Genomic DNA, 18,914 nt, shown 5'->3' with positions numbered 1-18,914 from the left:
ATCTTCCCTTCCCTCGGGTATCCCAGGTGCCCTGAGCGCCCGGCCAGCGTACGGCCAGACGCGCCGGGACGCGGCGGCGCCCCCACGGCACGGGAGCCGATATCACGCGGGACGCGACGTGGACCCTCGACGGCGTCCGGCGGACTTGATCCTTATCCGGCTGGAGCGTCTCGGCACGGCTTCGAGCACGATCTTGTGGACCGCCTCGGGGATGAACCTGAGGTCATGGGTGATCAGGATGGTCGTGCGCCCGGCCATGAGCCTCTTGAGCGGTTCCATGATCCGCGCCGCCGTGGGCGCGTCGAGGCCCGTCATCGGCTCGTCGAGGACGAGGACGGGAGCGTCGCGCAGGATCGCCCTCGCGATGGCGATCCGCTGGCGCTGCCCGCCCGACACCAACCGGCCGCGCTGCCCGATCGGAGTGTCGTACCCGAGGGGGAGCGTGGTGACGAAGTCGTGGACGTCCGCCAGCACGGCGGCCCGCACGACGGCGTCCAGGTCGGCGCCGGGACTTCCGTAGGCGATGTTCTCGCGTACGGTCCCCGAGAAGAGCAGGCTCTCCTGCTGCAGGATGGTGATGTTGTCACGCAGCGACTCGCGCGACAGGTCCCGGAGGTCCGTCCCGTCGAGGAGGACGCGTCCCGCGGTGGGGTCGTGGAAGCGCAGCAGCAGCTTCGCGAGCGTGGACTTGCCCACGCCACTCGGCCCGGTGCACACGACCAGTTCCCCCGGTTCGACGGTGAAGGACAGGTCCCGCAGCGTGGGTCTTCTCCTGTTCGGATAGGTGAAGCCGACTCCCTGGAACTCGATGCGGCCCCGGCCGCGTCCCAGGTGAACGGCGTCGTCGCGATCGACGACGGTCGGCCGGGTCGCCAGGATCTCGATGACACGGTCGGAGCCCGCCGCCGCCTCGGAGACGGTGAGGGCGATCTGCCCCAGGCTCTGCACCGCCGGGTAGAGGTAGGCGAGGTAGGCGGCGAAGGCGAGGAGGCCACCGATGGTGAGGCGCCCCGAGGAGATCTCCCAGGCGCCGAACCCGAGGATGATGACGAGGCAGGCGGTCTCGATGACCTGGACGACGGGGCCGTACAGGGAGGAGAGCCACGCCTGCGCCACGTTCGCCCGCATCCAGGTGTGTCCCTCGGAGTGCAGCCGCTCGGCCTCGGCGCCCTGGCGGTTGTACGCCTGGACGAGCGACTGGTTGGACAGGCTCTCCTCGATGACGCTGTTCATGATCCCGTTACTGAGCCGCTCGCGCGCCGACACGATCCTGAACCTGCTCGCGAAACCCTTGGCGACCAGCAGGAAGGCCGGGACCAGCAGGAACGTCAGCAGCGCCAGGTCCCACCTGATGTAGAAGGCGGCACCGGCGAAGAAGACGACGCTGACGAGCGTGGTGAAGAGTCTGACCAGGCCGGAGCCGACGAGCTCCTCGATCGCCTCGATGTCGTCGGTGAGCCTCGCCATCAGGTCGCCCAGGCGGCGGTTGTCGAAGAAGTCGGGCGTGAGCGTCTGGATGTGCTCGAACACCCTGTCGCGCAACCTCAGCAGGAAGCGTTCGCCGCCCAGGGCGGTGAGGTAGGACCCCGCGAAGGAGACCAGACCCGCGACGGCCGCGAGGCCGAGCCAGGCGGCGGCGGGGAGCCAGAAGGCCCCCAGGTTCTGTCTGCTGAGCACCTCGTCCGTGATGTACCCGAACAGGCCGATCGCGGCGACCTCGCAGACGGCCGCGACGACGGCGAGCACGCCACCGGCCAGGAGCAGACGGCGGAGGCCGCGGGTGTACGGCCAGAACTCCCGGAAGGTCCTGCGGATGGAGACCGTGGGTGCCACCGGAGGACGGCGTACGGTGGCCCTCGCCCCGTGAGGCGAGAGCGACTCTGAGAATGAGAGCCGACGGTTGACCCGCCGGCTCTCATTTGTTTCCGCTAGCACCGGATCCGGCTCACCACCACCACCCGCCACCGCACCCTCCGCAGCGGCATCCACAGCGGCGGCGGCGACGGCAGCAACCGCCTCCCCAGTCCAGGAAACGGCCGGCCGGGAAGAGCTGTTTGAAAGTCATGGCTTCCCCCTTCGCACTGAGCTTGTCGCGCTTACCAATCACGACACTAACTCTCATACCCGGACAAACCGTCACATTTATCACGCATTCAAGATGTTTCGCCAAGCGATTCGTAAAGGCCGCAAACGGATCGCGAGTAAAGACCGCCTCGGCTTCCCGGCATCGCTCCGCCGCCCCGCCGGAGCCGGGGAGGCGCACCTTAAAGATCGATCCGCGGGAGAAAAAACGGGGTTTCCCATTACCGGCCGGGTGACGGCTCGCACCGCGTTCCGGCTGTCCGGCACGGACCCTCCCGAGGCGCACCCTCGTTTTCCCACCGAGGTAATCGACTTGTGAAGCCGGGAAAGGGAAGGCGAGCACCGGGGGTATATCGCCCCTCTCTCCCACCCCACTTTCCCGACGGGCACGAAGGGAAAAGCGCCCTCACCGACATATGGGAAGGGCCCCATCCCTCCTGACAGGCGGGAAAGAGCCCTTACCCGCGCGGGGAAGAGACGCTCGCGGCCGCGGGAAATCCGCGCCCTCGGGCGCGGGAGGGAGATCTCACCGCGGCGGGAGAGGACGCGCACGTGGTCTCCCCTCCGTGGGAGGAGGGGGAGACCACGTCACGGGGTCACGACGTCGCCGAGTCACGGGGGCACGGGGTCAGGCCCAGGCGAGCATGCGGAGAGGGTCCTCAAGCATGGCGCCGACGTCGCGCAGGAAGAGCGAGCCGAGTTGCCCGTCCACCACCCGGTGGTCGAACGAGAGGGCGAGCGTGCAGACCCTGCGCGGCACGACCTGCCCGTCCACCACCCACGGCATCTCCCTCACCTGCCCGAAGGCCAGGATCGCCGACTCCCCCGGGTTGAGGATCGGGGTGCCCGCGTCCACCCCGAAGACACCCACGTTCGTGATCGTGATCGTCCCCCCCGCCATGTCGGCGGGCTGGGTACGGCCCGCCCTCGCGGTCTCGGCGAGGGCTCCGAGGGCGGCGGCCAGGTCGGGCAGCGACAGGCGGTGGGCGTCCTTGACGTTGGGAACGAGCAGGCCGCGCGGGGTGGCCGCGGCGATGCCCAGGTTGACGCGGTGCTTGACCACGATCTCCTGGCGGGCCTCGTCCCAGGCAGAGTTGATCATCGGGTGACGACGGGCGGCGACGAGCACCGCCTTCGCGACCATGAGCAGCGGGGAGACCTTGACCTCGGCGAAGTCGGGCAGCCCGCGAAGACGCCGGACCGCGTCCATGGTCGCCGTCATGTCCACCTGGAGGAACTCCGTCACATGTGGCGCGGTGAACGCGGAGGACACCATCGCCTGCGCGGTCGCCTTCCGTACCCCCTTGATCGGGATTCGTTCCTCGTCCTCGCCCTCCCAGGTCGCGGCGGGTCCTCGCGTCCCGACGTCGTTCCCGAGGGCGAGCCCGGCCTCGACGGCGTCCCCAGGGGCGGCGTCGAGGGCGGCCTGGACGTCACCCCTGGTGATCGAGCCGTGCGGGCCCGTCCCCACCAAGGATGCCAGGTCGACCCCCAGGTCCCTGGCGAGCTTCCGCACCGGGGGTTTCGCCAGAACCGCGATCTTCCCCGGTGACAAGGCCGGACCCGCGCCGGGACCGGCCACCCCGGGACCGTTCACACCGGACGAGGCAGGACCGTTCATACCGGGACGAGCCGGACCGTTCACACCGGACGGCGCCGGCTCGGCGGCCCGCGTCGTGGGCGCCGTCCCCGTGGACGCACCCGCCGTACCCTCCCCGGGCCGCGTCGCCCCCGCCGCGGGGGACGTGCCGGGCGAGACCGGTTTGCGGGGACGACGCTTGGCCGTGCCCGGCTTCACGCCGTACCCCACCAGCACCGGCTGCCGGACCTCGGCCGGCGGGGTCGGCACCATGTCGTCGGCGAGGGCCTCCGTCCGCGCCGCCGCCCCGTCAGGGGCCGTGGCCTGAGCGGGGGCCTGGGCGGGGGCCGGAGAGGCGCCCGTGCCGTCGTCCACCGAGATGATCGGCCTGCCGACGTCCACCACCTCGCCCTCGTCCGCCATCAGCGCGGCCACCACGCCCTCGAACGGGCAGGGAAGCTCGACGACGGCCTTGGCGGTCTCGATCTCCACGATGATCTGGTTGACCTTGACCGGTTCCCCGGCCTTCACGTGCCAGCGGACGATCTCCGCCTCGGTGAGGCCCTCCCCCACGTCGGGGAGCTTGAACTCCTTCATCTCTCCGCCCCTCCTCAGAACGCGAACGCGCGGTCGACGGCGTGCAGGACCCGGTCCAGGTCGGGCAGGTAGTGGTCCTCGAGCCGCGAGGGCGGGTAGGGGGTGGAGGGTCCGCCGACCCTCAGGACCGGCGCCTCCAGGTGGTAGAAGCACTCCTCGGTGACGCGGGCGGCGACCTCGGCGCCGAAGCCGTTGAAGACGGGCGCCTCGTGCACCACGACGCAGCGCCCGGTCGCGCGCACCGACTCCGTGACCTTCGCGATGTCGAGCGGGTTGAGCGAGCGCAGGTCGACGACCTCCAGGGAGCGGCCGTCCTCTTCGGCCGCCTTCGCGGCCTCCAGACAGGTCTTCACCATCGGCCCGTACGCGAGCAGGGTGAGGTCCGTCCCCGGCCGCGCCACCCTGGCCTCGTCGAAGGGCGGCCAGCCGGAGGAGTCGACGTCCACCTCGGCCTTCTCCCAGTAGCGCCGCTTGGGCTCGAAGAAGATCACCGGATCGTCGCAGCGGATCGCCTGCTGGATCATGGTGTAGGCGTCGGCCGGGTTGGAGCAGGCCACGACGCGCAGGCCCGCGGTGTGGGTGAAGTATGCCTCGGGCGACTCGCTGTGGTGCTCCACCGCGCCGATGCCCCCGCCGCACGGAATCCGTACGACGACCGGCAGCCTCAGCTTGCCCAGCGAGCGCAGCGGCATCTTGGCGAGCTGCGTGATGATCTGGTCGGCCGCCGGGAAGACGAACCCGTCGAACTGGATCTCGCAGACCGGGCGGTAGCCGCGCAGCGCCAGGCCGATGGCCGTCCCGACGATGCCCGACTCGGCCAGGGGGGTGTCGATGACCCGCTGCTCGCCGAAGTCCTTCTGCAGACCGTCCGTCACCCGGAACACCCCGCCGAGCTTGCCCACGTCCTCTCCCATCACGAGGACCTTGGGGTCGTCCTCCATGGCCTTGCGCATCCCCTCGTTGAGCGCCTTGGCCATCGTGAGAATGCTCATGCCTCGAACCCCTCCAGGTAGGTGGCGAACTCGGCACGCTCGGCGTCGATCAGGGGGTGCCGCTCGGCGTAGACGTGGTCGAAGATGGCCGACGGTTCTGGGTCGGGCAGTTCGAGACAGCGTTTGCGGACGTCGCGTCCCAGCTCGTCGGCCTCGGCGTCGACCGCGTCGAAGAACTCCTGGTCGGCGAACTGGTTCTTGAACATGTAGGCCCTGACCCGCTCGATCGGGTCCTTGAGCTTCCACGCCTCCAGTTCGGCGGCCACCCGGTAGCGGGTCGGGTCGTCGGAGGTGGTGTGGGCGCCCATCCGGTAGGTGAAGGCCTCGATCAGCATGGGCCCCTGCCCGGACCTGGCGTCGGCGAGCGCCTTGCGGGTGACGGCGAGGCAGGCGAGGACGTCGTTGCCGTCGACACGGACGCCGGGGAACCCGAACCCGCTCGCCCTGCGGTACAGGGGGATGCGCGACTGCTTCTCCAGCGGTTCCGAGATCGCCCACTGGTTGTTCTGGCAGAAGAACACCACCGGCGCGTTGAACACCGACGCCCAGATGAACGACTCGTTCACGTCCCCCTGGGAGGTGGCGCCGTCGCCGAAGTAGACGATGCTCGCGGCCTCGGCGCCGTCGCGCTGGATGCCCATCGCGTAGCCGACCGCGTGCAGGGTCTGGCTGCCGATCACGATGGTGTAGAGGTGGAAGTTGTGCTCGGCGGGGTCCCAGCCTCCGTGGTTGACGCCGCGGAACAGGCCGAGCAGGTTGACCGGGTCGACCCCCCTGCACCAGGCCACCCCGTGCTCGCGGTAGGTCGGGAAGGCCATGTCGGCCTCGGTCAGCGCCCGGCCGGAGCCGATCTGCGCGGCCTCCTGCCCGAGCAACGAGGCCCAGAGCCCCAGCTCGCCCTGGCGTTGCAGTGCGACGGCCTCCAGGTCGACGCGGCGGACCAGGACCAGGTCCCGGTAGAGCCCGCGGATCTCCTCGGGTGTCAGATCTATGTCGTAGTCGGGATGCTCGACCCGTTCTCCCTCGGGGGTCAGCAGCTGGATGAGCTCCGGAGGTGCTTCCGCACCACGAGAGGCGTCGGCTGTCACGTGCCACTCCTGTGTGCTCGGGGCCGTCTGGATGGGTTCTCCACCGTCGTCCGGCCGATTCGCGACGCGTTCGACCCTTCTGGTGGTGGTTCGTCCGCGCTTGTGGCCATCGTGGCAGAGGTCACATACCTGTGCGCAAGACCTGCCTCGACGTCCATATGCTCCCCGTTCCCCGCGCGTCCCTTTTCACCCGCCCGTACCTCCACGCGAGATCCGGCGTATCGCCTGCCACGTCGGGGATCCAGGGGTGTCCCCCGCCACCGGGTCCCTTCATCCGCGAGATCCGCGACCGTTCACCGTCCGTGACCTCTCGCGCGGGATCCCTGGGTCCGGCCCCCGCACCGGAGCGCGGCCGGAGCCCGTTACTCTTGAGGCGCCGGACCGTCCCCGTCTCAACCAGGAGGAACACCGTGGCGCGCGTCATCGTCGACGTCATGCTGAAGCCCGAGATTCTCGACGCGCAGGGGCAGGCGATCGCCCGTGCACTGCCGCGGCTCGGCTTCGCGGGTGTCTCAGCGGTACGGCAGGGCAAGCGATTCGAGGTGGAGCTCGAAGGGCCCGCCGACGAGGCGGCAATTGCGGACGTCCGAAAAATGGCCGAGACCCTCCTCGCCAACACGGTGATCGAGGACTACACCGTCACCGTCGAGTCCTAGGCCGTCACTCCACGCAGATCGACTGCACAAATCCGGTTATATCCGGCTTTAGGGGCGGAGCAATCCCACGGCTTGACCACCAGTCAATAACATTACGGTTATTTTGCGGTTAGCCCGGATTCTGCAGGGAAGCCTTCACAAGGTGACGTCTGACCCCGGGAGGAAACCGGTGGACATGGAGTTCTCGCTGGCTCTGCCACGACAGGCCGTCGGTATACCGATGGTCCGCAGGGCGCTCGGCGACTCCCTGCGCTCGCTCGGCGTCACGGAAGACTGCGTCTCCGACATCCTGCTGGCGGTGACCGAGGCGTGCGCCAACGCCGTGAGACACGGAGGTCCGGCCACCCGCTACGAGGTCGAGACCACCATCGGCCACGGCCGCTGCGACGTCCGCATCATCGACCGGGGCCAGGGCCTCGTCCGGGTGCCCGAGCACTACCCGCCGACCGACGCCGAGAACGGCAGGGGCCTGCTGATCATGCAGGCCGTGGTCGACGAGATCTCCTTCGACATCACTCCCGGCCGCGGGACCGTCGTGCACCTGTGCAAGCACCTCGACTGGGACCACGACGCCGCCTACCTCCGCGACCGGATGCTCGCCGCCGTCTGAAGGCCCGCCCGGCCGCGCACCCGAGGCCGTACAAGATCGTAGGAGGCCGTACGAACCCGGCCACCGCCCGCTGAGCTGTGCGATCGGACACTCCGCGGCTGAGCGCCCACCGGGAGCGGATAACCTGGAAGCACCGCCGCGGACCGACGTCCGAGTGTGTGAGACGCCGGCGCGGTGCTCGTTTGTGGAGGGGAACGCTGTCTTGACTTCTTCCCCCACGGCTGAAGCCGAAGGCAGGGTCTCCGCGCTGAAAGGAACACGATGAGTGCTGCCCGCGTGGGCGTGGTCACTTTTCCCGGAACTCTCGACGATCAGGACGCGGCTCGCGCCGTGCGCCACGCGGGCGGTGAGGCCGTCCCGCTGTGGCACGCCGACCCCGACCTCAAGGGAGTCGACGCGGTCTTCCTGCCCGGCGGATTCTCCTACGGAGACTATCTGCGCTGCGGGGCCATCTCCAGGTTCGCGCCGCTGATGGAGGAGCTGATCCCCGCCGCCAGGGCCGGGCTGCCGGTGCTCGGCACCTGCAACGGCTTCCAGATCCTCTGCGAGGCCCACCTGCTGCCCGGGGCGCTGATGCGCAACGCCGGGCTGCACTACGTCTGCCGCGACCAGGGCATCCGGGTCGAGAACACCGCCACCCCCTGGACCTCCGACTTCACCGAGGGTCAGGAGATCGTGCTGCCGATCAAGCACGGCGAGGGCCGCTACGTCGCCGACGAGGCGACCCTGAGCGCCTTGGAGGCGGGCGGACAGGTCGTCTTCAGGTACGCGGGCGGCAACCCCAACGGCTCCCTGAACGACATCGCGGGCATCCGCAACGAGGCCGGAAACATCGTCGGGCTCATGCCGCACCCCGAGCACGCCGTCGAGGACCTCACCGGCGCCCCGAGCATCGACGGCCGCGGCTTCTTCTCCTCGATCCTGAAGAATCTGGTGAACGCATGAGTCTCGACACCGTCAAGCGGGCCGAGGACACCCCGGACGAGCGCCAGCCGTACGCCGAGCTGGGCATGAAGCTCGACGAGTACGAGCGGGTCCGCCAGATCCTCGGCCGCCGGCCCACCGGCTCCGAGCTCGCCATCTACAGCGTCATGTGGAGCGAGCACTGCTCCTACAAGTCGTCCAAGGTGCACCTGCGCCAGTTCGGCACCAAGGCCCCCACGTCGGAGGCGCTGCTCGTCGGGATGGGGGAGAACGCCGGGGTCGTGGACATCGGCGACGGCTGGGCCGCCACCTTCAAGATCGAGTCGCACAACCACCCGTCCTATGTCGAGCCTCACCAGGGCGCGGCGACCGGTGTCGGCGGCATCGTCCGCGACATCATGTCGATGGGCGCCCGGCCGATCGCGGTGATGGACGCGCTCCGTTTCGGCGCGGCCGACGCCCACGACACCCGCCGGGTGCTGCCCGGCGTGGTCGAGGGCATCAGCCACTACGGCAACTGCCTGGGCCTGCCCAACATCGGCGGCGAGGTCGTCTTCGACCCCTGCTACATCGGCAACCCGCTGGTCAACGCCCTGTGCGTCGGCCTGCTGCGCAAGGACCAGATCAAGCTCGCGGTGGCGCCGGGGCCCGGCAACAAGGTCGTCCTGTTCGGCGCCCTCACCGGCCCCGACGGCATCGGCGGCGCGTCCGTGCTCGCCTCGGCCACGTTCGAGGACGAGTCCCAGGCCAAGCGCCCCAGCGTCCAGGTCGGCGACCCCTTCATGGAGAAGCTGCTGATCGAGTGCTGCCTGGAGCTGTACCAGGCGGACGTGGTCGTCGGCATCCAGGACCTCGGCGCCGCCGGCGTCTCCTGCGCGACCACCGAGCTCGCGGCCAAGGGCACCGGCGGCATGGACGTCAGGCTCGACCTCGTACCGCTGCGCGATCCCTCGCTGCGGCCCGAGGAGATCCTGATGAGCGAGTCGCAGGAGCGCATGATGGCGGTCGTCACCCCCGACGACATCGATGCCTTCATGGCGATCTGCGCGAAGTGGGACATCCCCGCGACCGTGATCGGCGAGGTCACCGACTCCAGCCGTCTCGTGATGACCTGGCACGGCGAGACCATCGTCGACATCCCGCCGGGCACCGCCGCCGACGAGGGTCCGGTCTACGAGCGGCCGTTCCACGAGCCCGCCGGCCAGGTCGCGCTGAACGGCGACGTCCCCGGCCGTCTCGCCCGCCCCACCGACCTGCGCGCGACGCTGCTCGAACTCCTCGGCTCGCCGAACCTCGCGTCCAAGGAGTGGGTCACCTCCCAGTACGACCGGTACGTCCGCGGCAACACCGTGCTGGCCCAGCCCGCCGACGCGGGCGTGCTGCGCATCAGCGAGGCGATGCCCGGCGCCGAGGAGACGACCAGGGGCATCGCGCTCGCCACCGACGGCAACGGCCGCTACACCCGCCTCGACCCGTACGCGGGGGCACAGCTCGCCCTCTCCGAGGCGTACCGGAACGTGGCCGTGACCGGCGCGACGCCGCTCGCGGTGACGAACTGCCTCAACTTCGGCTCCCCCGAGGACCCCGAGGTCATGTGGCAGTTCTCCGAGGCCGTGCGCGGTCTCGCCGACGCCTGCAAGACCCTCGGCGTCCCGGTGACCGGCGGCAACGTCTCGTTCTACAACCAGACGGGATCCGTGCCGATCCACCCGACGCCGGTCGTCGGCGTGCTGGGCGTCATCGACGACGTGGCCTCGCGGGTTCGCAGCGGCTTCACCGGCGACGGCGACAGGATCGTCCTGCTCGGCGAGACCGAGGAGGAGTTCGGCGGCTCGGAGTGGGCGCACGTGGCCCACGGCCACCTCGGCGGCCTGCCGCCCGTGGCGCGGCTGGAGTCGGAGCGCGACCTCGCCCTCGTCCTGACGGAGGCCGCCTCACAGGGGTTGCTCACCGGTTCTCACGACCTGTCGGACGGCGGGCTCGCCATCGCCCTCGCCGAGGCGTGCATCGCCCAGGGCGTGGGCTGCGAGGTCTCCTTGACGGGCGACGACGCGTTCGTCGACCTGTTCAGCGAGTCGTCGGCCCGCGCGCTGGTGACCGTCGCGCCGGAGTCGTTCGACGCCTTCGCGCAGCTGTGCGCGGCCCGCGACGTGCCCTGCTACGGCCTGGGCACCACCGGTGGCGACGCGCTGAAGGTGGAGGGCGTCCTGGAGATCCCGGTCGCCGAGCTCAGGGAGACCCACACGTCCACCCTGCCGGGCATCTTCGGCTGATCCTCGTACGAGATTCCAAGCATCTCGGGAATCTCAGGGGTTTTGGGAGGCCGGGCCCCTCACCGTCGTGTTGACGGTGAGGGGCCCGGCCGATCTATGTGGATCACACGGTCGGCACCGGGAGACGGCGCGGTGAGGACGGTGAGTCCCCACCGCGCCGCCCGCCCTTCGCGTTCCCGCGAAAACAGGACGGACGGATCACGTGGGTCGCGCTCCCGTGAAAACGGGTCGGGCGACCGGACGGATCACGAGGACGGCGCCCGGGCACGAGGATTCCCCTCCCGTGACCGCCACCGGTGGCATCACACGGTGGATCGCGCGGCCGTCCGCGTCCCACCGCACGTGAGAGGCCCTGACGACCGTCCGGGATCTCTCACGTGCCGTGGAGTGCCGCCGGAGATCAGGAGGCGCTCATGCAGAGCGCGTAGGCGGTGCCGCTGGTGTTCTTGCCGGCCACGGTCCAGCCGTTGCCGCTGGGCGCGCTCGTGTAGATCTGACCCGAACCGCTGCCGCTGCCGCTGAAGCCGCCACCCGTGACGACCTTGCCCGCGCCGCAGCTCACGCTCTTGCTTCCGCCCTGACCGCCGAAGTTGAAGGATTCGTTGACGGTGCTGATGGTCGGGACAGCGCCCTTGCCGTCCTTACCGTCCTTGCCGTCCGCGCCGTCCTTACCGGCGGGACCCGCAGGACCGGCCGGACCGGCCGGACCCTGAGCGCCCTTGGCACCGTCCTTGCCGTCGGCACCGTCCTTACCGGGAAGACCAGGCTTACCGTCCGCACCGGGCTTGCCGGGGAGACCGTCCTTACCGTCCTTACCGTTGTAGCCGTTCCGGCCGTCCTTGCCGTCCTTGCCGGGGAGACCGGGCTTACCGTCCACACCGTTCTTGCCCGGAAGGCCGTCCTTGCCGTCCTCACCCTTCGGGCCCTGCGGGCCGGTGGCGCCGTCCTTGCCGTCCTCACCCTTCGGGCCCTGGGCCCCGGTGTCGCCCTTCGGGCCCTGCGGGCCGGTGGCGCCGTTCTTGCCGGGGAGACCGCGCAGCCCCTGCGGACCCTGCGGGCCCTGCGGTCCGGCGTCGCCCTTGAGGCCCTGCGGACCGCGCTCGCCCTGCGGGCCGGCGCTGGCGATGCCCTGCTGCTGAGCCTCGCCCTGCTGCCCCCACCTGATCCGGATCTCGGTCGTCCTGCACTTGGCCGTCGCGTTGACGATCCGGGTGTAGCGCGTCTGCTTGTGAACGCACGCGTGAATCTCCGCGCCCGCCGACGAGGCGACGGCACTGCCGCCCGCGGTGAACAGCGTTCCTACGAGCACGCCAACGGTGACGGCGGCGAGCGAGCGTCCGCCCGGCAACCTGATAGCCACTGGGCTTCCTTTCTGCGACACCAGAGCCTGGTGTGATTGAAGAGGTACACGTAGTACACGTTTCAAGCGTTCCAAGGGTTGGCATGTCAAACATCACGCTTAGGCCTCGAAACCCTGCCGTTCGACTCGCCTGCCGACACCTGCCGCGTACGGGATAATCGGGCCGTTCGGGGGAACCCGCCCGCTGGGCGCGGACGAACAAAGACAGGGAACCGACAGGGTTCTCCAGACGCGGAGGCCACCGTGCCGACCATCAACCCGGCAGACGCGGTCGCGGAAGACCACGCCCGGCGGGAACCGTACCTTCCACCGGCGACCCAGCCGATCCGCACCGTGGTGTGGGCGCTGCATCTGGCGCTGCCGATGCTCGGGCTCTGGCTGCTGCTCGCCGAGCCCGACCTGAACATCGTGTTGCAGGACAACCCCAGTCATTTCTGGCTGATCATCACCATCGCCGGGATCAACCTGGTCCTGGGGCTCATGGTCGGCGAGGCGTCGGCCCGGCGCTCGGACGCCCGCCTGCTGCTGGTCTCCCTGGTCTTCCTGAGCGGCGCGGGATCGTTCCTGGTGCACGGGCTGACCACGCCGGGGATCATCCTGGAGGGCACGAGCTACGGCTTCGACCTCTCCCATCCGGTCGGTCTTCTCGTCGCCTCGGTGTTCGCGTTCGCGTCGGCGCTGCCCCTGGGCGAGCGGGCGGCCGAGGCCGTGCTGAGGAACCAGATGTGGCTGCGCGGGGGACTCGCCGCCCTGATCATCGGGTGGGGGGTGGCCTGCCTGGTGCCGGACCTCACCCCGCTCAGCGGCTCGCCTCCCATGGGGACGGGCCTGGGCGGGCTGGAGTGGGTCGGGGTGGCCCTGTTCGCGGCGGCGTCGGCGATGATGTTCCAGCTGCACCGCAGGCGCCCGGCGGTCGTGCTGATCAGCCTGGTCACCGCGTACGCGCTCCTCGCCGAGGCGCTGGTCGCGGGGTTGTCCCACCGCAACTGGCACCTGTCGTGGTGGCTGTGGCACGCGCTGCTGACCACCGCGTTCGTCTTCGTCGCCTACAGCGCCTACCTGCAGTTCCGGCGGGAGGGCACCAGCGCGGGGCTGTTCGACTCGGTGGCGCTGTCGGCGACGGTCCGCAGGATCAGGGCCGACTACGAGGCCGCCCTGGAGGAGCTCGTCGGCCACCTGCGGCGCGGGGAGGAGAGCAGGGTCCCGATCGCGGACCGGCTGGCGGGCAAGTTCGGGCTCACCGAGTCGCAGGCGGCGGTGCTCGACCGGGCGGGTGAGGCGCTCGCCAACGAGCGGGAGCTGAGCGACCGGCTCGCGGCGCTGGCCGACATCGGCAGGCAGGCCCGGGTGGGCCTGCCGGAGAAGGAGATGCTCGCCCAGGGTCTCGACCGCGTCCGGCAGGCGTACGGGGACGTGCGGATCAAGCTGGTCGACAACGGCCGGGTCACCGTGAACTCCACGGAGTACGGCCGGCGGGACTTCCCCGAGGACCGGCCGATCCGGCTGGAGGGGAAGGTCGTCCACCCGCTGATGGTGAAGGGCAGGCTCGCCGGGGCGATCGAGGTGCCGATCGGCAGGACCCCGCAGGACGAGGCGCTCGCCGCCACGCTCGCCGGCCAGATGTCCATCTCCCTGGAGAACGCCCGGCTCTACAGCGAGCTGGAGACCCTCTTCCGGCAGTACATGTCACCGGACGTGGCCCAGTCGCTGCTCGCCGACCCCCAGACCGCGGCGCTCGGTGGCGAGCTGGTGGAGCTCACCGCGCTCTTCGCCGACCTGAAGGGCTTCACGAGCTTCTCCGAGCGGGTGGCGCCCGGCGAGATCGTCGAGATGCTGAACCGCTACCACACCGCGGCCGTGCCCATCGTGCTCGGCAACGGCGGCACGATCGTGCAGTTCGTGGGTGACGCGCTGCTCGCGCTGTTCAACGCCCCGGCCCGGCAGGAGGACCACGCCCTCGCCGCGGTGCGGGCGGGCCTCGCGATGCAACGGGCCGCCGAGGAGATCGCGGAGGGAATGCCCGGATATCCTCGCTTCAGAATTGGGATCAACACCGGTGAGGCGCTCGTCGGAAACATCGGCAGCCCCGAGTTGCGCGGTTTCAACGCGATGGGCGACTGCGTCAACGTGGCCGCCAGGCTTGAGGGGATCGCCGAGCCGGGCAGCGTCGTGATCGGCCAGAGCACCCTCGACCTGATCGGCTCCCGGGCCGAGACCCGATCGCTGGGCCCGCTCAGCCTCAAGGGAAGGGCGCAACCCGTCCATGCCTACGTACTGTCCGATCTCAGGTAAAAGTACCTTTCGCCGCGAGAGCGGCGCGCACACAATCGAAGTCGCCAGGAGGTGGTCATGATTTCTTCCCCCGAACCGGGCGAGTTCATCACGTTGCTCACGGAGGACGAGGTGAAGGCCCTGTACGCCGCCGGAAGGCCCCGGCGCTGGGACAGGGGTGACACGCTGTGCACCGAGGGCGACGAGAGCGACTGGGTGCTCGTTCTCACCTCCGGCCGCGTCAAGGTCTCCTCGCACACCGCGGTCGGCAGTGAGGTGGTCCTCGCGGTACGAGGACCCGGTGCGCTGCTCGGCGAGTTCGCGGCGATCGACGGGCTGCCCAGGTCCGCCACGGTCACCGCCCTCGAACCCGTGGAGGGGATCACGGTCCGCGACTTCTCCTCGTACCTGCGCGACCACGGGAGGGTCGCCGTACTGCTGATGCGGATGGTGATCGGCAAGATGCGCGACTCCGACCGCAAGCGCATCGAGTACGGCGCGTTCGACACCACGGGCCGGGTGGCCACCCGGCTGGTGGAGCTGGCCGAGCGGTACGGCGAGCCGGACAACGGCGGGGTGCTGGTGGCGCTGCCCCTCTCCCAGGACGAGCTCGCCGGCTGGACCGGGGCCTCCCGCGAGGCGGTGAGCAAGGCGCTGCGCTCCCTGCGCGATCGCGGGCTGATCGAGACGGGCCGGCGCCGCGTGATCATCCACGACATGGAGGGCCTGCGCAAACGGGCCCGCTGATGGCCCCGAGGGGCGAGGTACAACGTGCGTCAGACTGGTAGGTATGGTCGCAATCCCCCAAGACCTACCCGGATCCCCCGAATACACATCTAAGCTCCGCTACGCATGGCGGGTCTGCTCGGTCACCAGCCTCGGCCTGGTCTTGATCGGCATCTCCGGCAGCACCCTGAACGTGGCGCTTCCCACCGTGGTCAGGCACTTCCACGCCGACGCGTTCTCCGCGGGCTGGGTGCTGCTCGCCTTCCTGCTCGTCAACACCGCGACGCTGGTGTTCTTCGGCAGGGTGGCCGACCTGCTCGGGCGCCGGGAGATCTACCTCGCGGGGTTCGTCCTGTTCACCGTGGGATCACTGCTGGCCGGGCTGTCGCCGGGCATCTGGTTCCTGATCGCGATGCGCGTCGTGCAGGCGATCGGTGCCGCGATGATCCTCGCCAACGGCACCGTGATCATCACCGACGCCTTCCCGCCCGACCGGCTCAGCCAGGGCATGGGCGTCTACATCGGCACCCTCTCGGTCGCCCAGCTCGCCGGTCCCACCCTCGGCGGCCTCATCGCCGACACCGCGGGCTGGCAGTGGGTCTTCTGGATGAACGTGCCCGCGGGGCTGATCGCCCTCGTCTGGGGCGCGTTCACGCTCCGCCACGTCTCGCGGGAAGCGCGCCGGCCGGTGGACGCGCTCGGCAACCTGATCGTGTTCGCCGCCCTCTCCGCGGCCCTGATCGCGCTGTCCGAGGCGGGATCGCGCGGCCTGTCGAGCCCCGTGGTGATCGTCGGCGCGGCGATCGCGGCGGTACTGGTGCCGGCGCTGGTCGTGGTGGAGCGCCGGGCCTCGCATCCCGTACTCGACGTGGGGCTGTTCGGCGAGCGCGTGCTCGCCTTCGCCAACCTCGCCTCCTTCTGCAACGCGCTGGCGCGCTCCGCGCTGATCCTGCTGGTCGCCCTCTACTTCCAGGCCGCCAGGGGCCTCGACGCCGTCACCGCGGCCCTGGGCGTGCTTCCCGTCCCGATCGGCATGGCCCTCGCCTCCCCGATCACCGGCGCCCTCGGCCGCCGCATCAGGCCGTACGCGCTCTCGGTGGGCGGCGCCCTGCTGAGCGCGACCGGGCTGGGCGTCCTGCTGCTGAACACCGCCCCCGCCACGCCGTACTGGATCATCGCGGTGGGCCTGTTCCTGTGCGGCTGCGGCAGCGGCACCTTCATGACCGGCAACACGACCCAGGTCATGTCCGCCCTGCCCGCGGGGAGTCTGGGCGTGGTGAACGGCTTCCGACTCATGATCATGAACGTCGGGATCGTGCTGAGCGTCGCCCTCACGCTCAGCGTCCTGACCGGCTCGGTCAGTGCCGAGCTGCGCGGCCAGGTCTACGCGGGCACGCTGTCGCGCCTCTCCCCCGTCGCCGTCGAGCACCTGATGACCGGCTTCCAGCGGACCTACGCCGTCCTGTTCGCCGTCGCGCTCACCGGTGCCCTCACGGCCGCCCTCGCCCGTCCCCGCCGCCCGGGACGCGCGAGGTCAGCGCCCTCCTGAACGGGCGGAGAGCAGCTCGATGCCGGAGATGAGGACGTCGACGCCGAAGGTGTCGTAGAGGTCGGGATCCCCGCCCTCGGAGAGGGGAACGGCCATCTCCACGATGTGCGGGTAGACGTCCGGCGGCAACGACTGGAGCCTGAGCCGCTTGAGGCGCATCCGCTCGGCCGCCTCCTGCTCGGAGACCCCGGGAGGGGAATGCCGCCCCGGCCCCGCCGCCAGCGCGATCGCTCCGCTGAGCAGATACTGGGAGATCATGCAGCTCTCCTCGGGGGAGAACCCGCCGCGCTTGGCGAGACCGAGGGTCGTGTCCCAGACCTCCAGGAAGGTGGGCACCTCCGTGTGGTCCACCGCGTCCAGCACGTCCGCCGCGCACGGGTGGCGCCGGAGCACCCTGACCAGGCCCGCGACGAGCTCGCGGAGCCCTTCCTGCCACGGGCCCGTGTAGCCCCCCTCGATCACGAAGTCCTCGATCAGGTGGTCCGCCATGCCGACGGTCAGCTGCTCCTTGTTCTTGAAGTGCCAGTAGAGCGCCATCGGGGTGACGCCCAGCTCCTGGGCGAGTCTCCGGATGGTCACCGCCGGCAGTCCCTCGGCGTCGCCGATCTCCAGCGCCTGCTCGACGACCGCTTCACGGGTCAGTTTCCCCATCACGCTTGACAACTATACGCCGTACGGGTTCAACTGTACGCCGTACATGTACGACGTATAAGTACAACGTAGAGGACGGGGAATGACGGACACCCGCAGGTGGTGGGCGCTGGGAGCGATCTCACTGGCCACTTTCATGACATATCTTGACAACAACGTGGTGAACGTGGCGCTGCCGACGATCCAGCGTGACCTCGGGCTGAGCATCTCCGGGCTGGAATGGGTCGTGAGCGGCTACATCCTGGTGTTCGCCGGGCTGATGCTCGTCGGCGGGCGCCTGGCCGACGTCTTCGGGCGGCGGCGCGTCTTCCTGATCGGCCTCGTCGTGTTCACCGTGGCGTCGTTCGCGGCCGGGATGGCCACCGACGGCGGCGTGTTGATCGCCACCAGGGCGGTGCAGGGTGTGGGGGCGGCCTTCCTCACCCCCACGGCGCTGGCACTGCTCACCTCGACCTTCCCCGACGGCAGGGAACGCGCCACGGCGGTCGGCCTGTGGAGCGCGATCGGCGCGCTGGCCCTCGCCCTCGGCCCGCTGACCGGCGGGTTGATCAGCGAACGCTGGCACTGGGGCTGGATCTACCTGATCAACGTGCCGATCGGGGCCGTGACGCTCGGCCTCGCTCTCTGGGCGATCAGGACGGCCCCGCAGGAGACCGTACGGCGCGGCCTCGACGTCCCGGGCCTGGTGACATCGAGCCTGACGCTGTTCGCGCTGACGTACGCGCTCATCGAGGGCGCGGGTGCCGGATGGACCTCGCCGGAGATCCTGGGCGCCTTCGGGGTCGCCGCCGTATCGGCGCTGGCCTTCGTGACGATCGAACTCAGGAGCCGGGAGCCGATGATCGACCTGTCGCTGTTCCGGTCGCGGGTGTTCAGCGGGGGCACGCTGTCGATGGGCCTGTGGTCCTTCGGGGTGTTCGGGATCTATTTCTTCACCGCGCTGTACCTGCAGAACGCGCTGGGCTTCTCGCCGATCGAGGCCGGGGCCGCGTTCGTGCCGATGGCGCTGACGATGGCCGTCACCGCCGTCTTCGCCCCGAGGCTGGCCAGGGTCCTGGGCACCGCGCGGACCGTGGCGACCGGGCTCCTGCTGATGGCCGTGTCGGTGTTCGGGATCTCGTTCATCGGGGAGGACGGGTCGTTCGGCGACCTGTTGCCGTGGTTCCTGGTCTACGGACTGGGCGGCGGCATGCTGGTGCCGCTCACCACGGCGATCCTCGGCGCGCTGCCCGCCGACAGGACGGGAGTCGCCTCGGGGGTGCTGAACGTCTCGCGCGAGGTCTTCGGCCTGCTCGGGATCACGGTCCTGGGGGCGATCCTCAACGCACGGCAGTCCTCGCTCCTGGCCGAGGGCGCGGGACAGCTGACCGCCTTCCTGGACGCGTACCGGTACACACTGGTCGTCGCCGCGGCCATCGTGCTGGTGGGCGTGCCGGTCAGCCTGCTCTCCCTGCGGGCCTCCCGGACCGCGAACCCGCCCATGGCCGCCGAGGAGCGTCCGGCCGTACCGGTGGGCTAGGGAGGCTCCCGCCTACCGGGACCGCACATCTGGAACG

14 protein-coding genes are annotated in these 18,914 nt (G+C 70.0%); 8 read left to right on the top strand and 6 right to left on the bottom strand.

What is annotated here, in order from left to right; all coding sequences use genetic code 11:
- Positions 1 to 102: 102 nt before the first annotated feature.
- The 4 genes from ACFY3D_RS12580 to pdhA form a co-directional block, all read right to left on the bottom strand.
- Positions 103 to 1,833 carry an ABC transporter ATP-binding protein gene (locus ACFY3D_RS12580; protein WP_389978398.1) on the bottom strand — a complete coding sequence of 577 codons (1,731 nt, stop codon included), beginning with the start codon at positions 1,831 to 1,833 and terminating at the stop codon, positions 103 to 105.
- An 877-nt stretch (positions 1,834 to 2,710) separates the two neighbouring features.
- Positions 2,711 to 4,258, bottom strand: coding sequence for a 2-oxo acid dehydrogenase subunit E2 (locus ACFY3D_RS12575; protein ID WP_389978395.1), 1,548 nt, complete (start codon positions 4,256 to 4,258; stop codon positions 2,711 to 2,713).
- Between the two features lie 14 nt (positions 4,259 to 4,272).
- Positions 4,273 to 5,250 (bottom strand): alpha-ketoacid dehydrogenase subunit beta, encoded by a 978-nt coding sequence (locus ACFY3D_RS12570; RefSeq protein WP_350950149.1) that lies wholly within the window; start codon positions 5,248 to 5,250, stop codon positions 4,273 to 4,275.
- Positions 5,247 to 6,338 carry a pyruvate dehydrogenase (acetyl-transferring) E1 component subunit alpha gene (gene pdhA, locus ACFY3D_RS12565; RefSeq protein ID WP_389978392.1) on the bottom strand — a complete coding sequence of 364 codons (1,092 nt, stop codon included), beginning with the start codon at positions 6,336 to 6,338 and terminating at the stop codon, positions 5,247 to 5,249. Before pdhA ends, ACFY3D_RS12570 begins: the two co-directional genes overlap by 4 nt.
- 410 nt (positions 6,339 to 6,748) lie before the next feature.
- On the opposite strand from pdhA, the gene purS reads away from it, so the two are divergent.
- The 4 genes from purS to purL all read left to right on the top strand — a co-directional run bounded on the left by purS (position 6,749) and on the right by purL (position 10,801).
- The gene (gene purS, locus ACFY3D_RS12560) at positions 6,749 to 6,994 is read left to right on the top strand and encodes a phosphoribosylformylglycinamidine synthase subunit PurS (protein WP_350950147.1); all 246 of its coding nucleotides are present in this window, start codon (positions 6,749 to 6,751) and stop codon (positions 6,992 to 6,994) included.
- A gap of 142 nt (positions 6,995 to 7,136) precedes the next feature.
- Positions 7,137 to 7,604, top strand: a complete 468-nt coding sequence (locus tag ACFY3D_RS12555; protein WP_350950146.1) for an ATP-binding protein — start codon at positions 7,137 to 7,139, stop codon at positions 7,602 to 7,604.
- 261 nt (positions 7,605 to 7,865) lie between these two features.
- Positions 7,866 to 8,549 (top strand): phosphoribosylformylglycinamidine synthase subunit PurQ, encoded by a 684-nt coding sequence (gene purQ, locus ACFY3D_RS12550; RefSeq protein ID WP_362906940.1) that lies wholly within the window; start codon positions 7,866 to 7,868, stop codon positions 8,547 to 8,549.
- Positions 8,546 to 10,801, top strand: coding sequence for a phosphoribosylformylglycinamidine synthase subunit PurL (purL, locus tag ACFY3D_RS12545; protein ID WP_389978389.1), 2,256 nt, complete (start codon positions 8,546 to 8,548; stop codon positions 10,799 to 10,801). Before purQ ends, purL begins: the two co-directional genes overlap by 4 nt.
- Before the next feature lie 400 nt (positions 10,802 to 11,201).
- On the opposite strand, the gene ACFY3D_RS12540 is transcribed toward purL, so the two are convergent.
- Complete coding sequence (locus tag ACFY3D_RS12540) at positions 11,202 to 12,161, bottom strand: hypothetical protein (protein WP_389978386.1); 960 nt, start codon at positions 12,159 to 12,161, stop codon at positions 11,202 to 11,204.
- 243 nt (positions 12,162 to 12,404) lie between these two features.
- Between ACFY3D_RS12540 and ACFY3D_RS12535 the strand changes: the two genes are divergently transcribed.
- The 3 genes from ACFY3D_RS12535 to ACFY3D_RS12525 are packed head-to-tail and all read left to right on the top strand — an operon-like array spanning position 12,405 to position 16,707.
- Positions 12,405 to 14,453 (top strand): adenylate/guanylate cyclase domain-containing protein, encoded by a 2,049-nt coding sequence (locus ACFY3D_RS12535; RefSeq protein WP_389978382.1) that lies wholly within the window; start codon positions 12,405 to 12,407, stop codon positions 14,451 to 14,453.
- Between the two features lie 57 nt (positions 14,454 to 14,510).
- Entirely contained in the window at positions 14,511 to 15,179 is a 669-nt protein-coding gene (locus ACFY3D_RS12530; RefSeq protein ID WP_389978379.1) for a Crp/Fnr family transcriptional regulator, read from the top strand.
- Between the two features lie 43 nt (positions 15,180 to 15,222).
- Positions 15,223 to 16,707, top strand: coding sequence for an MFS transporter (locus ACFY3D_RS12525; protein WP_389978376.1), 1,485 nt, complete (start codon positions 15,223 to 15,225; stop codon positions 16,705 to 16,707).
- On the opposite strand, the gene ACFY3D_RS12520 is transcribed toward ACFY3D_RS12525, so the two are convergent.
- Positions 16,693 to 17,358: a TetR/AcrR family transcriptional regulator gene (locus ACFY3D_RS12520; protein WP_389779837.1), complete on the bottom strand. Its 666-nt coding sequence runs from the start codon at positions 17,356 to 17,358 to the stop codon at positions 16,693 to 16,695. The two genes, ACFY3D_RS12525 and ACFY3D_RS12520, sit on opposite strands and share 15 nt — an antisense overlap.
- 82 nt (positions 17,359 to 17,440) lie before the next feature.
- On the opposite strand from ACFY3D_RS12520, the gene ACFY3D_RS12515 reads away from it, so the two are divergent.
- Entirely contained in the window at positions 17,441 to 18,877 is a 1,437-nt protein-coding gene (locus ACFY3D_RS12515) for an MFS transporter (RefSeq protein WP_389978373.1), read from the top strand.
- Positions 18,878 to 18,914 lie beyond the last annotated feature (37 nt).

The organism is Streptosporangium sp. NPDC000509 (genome assembly GCF_042898365.1).
Lineage (GTDB): Bacteria > Actinomycetota > Actinomycetes > Streptosporangiales > Streptosporangiaceae > Streptosporangium.
Note: the sequence above shows the minus strand (reverse complement) of the source record. Positions and strands in the feature narration are given on the sequence as shown.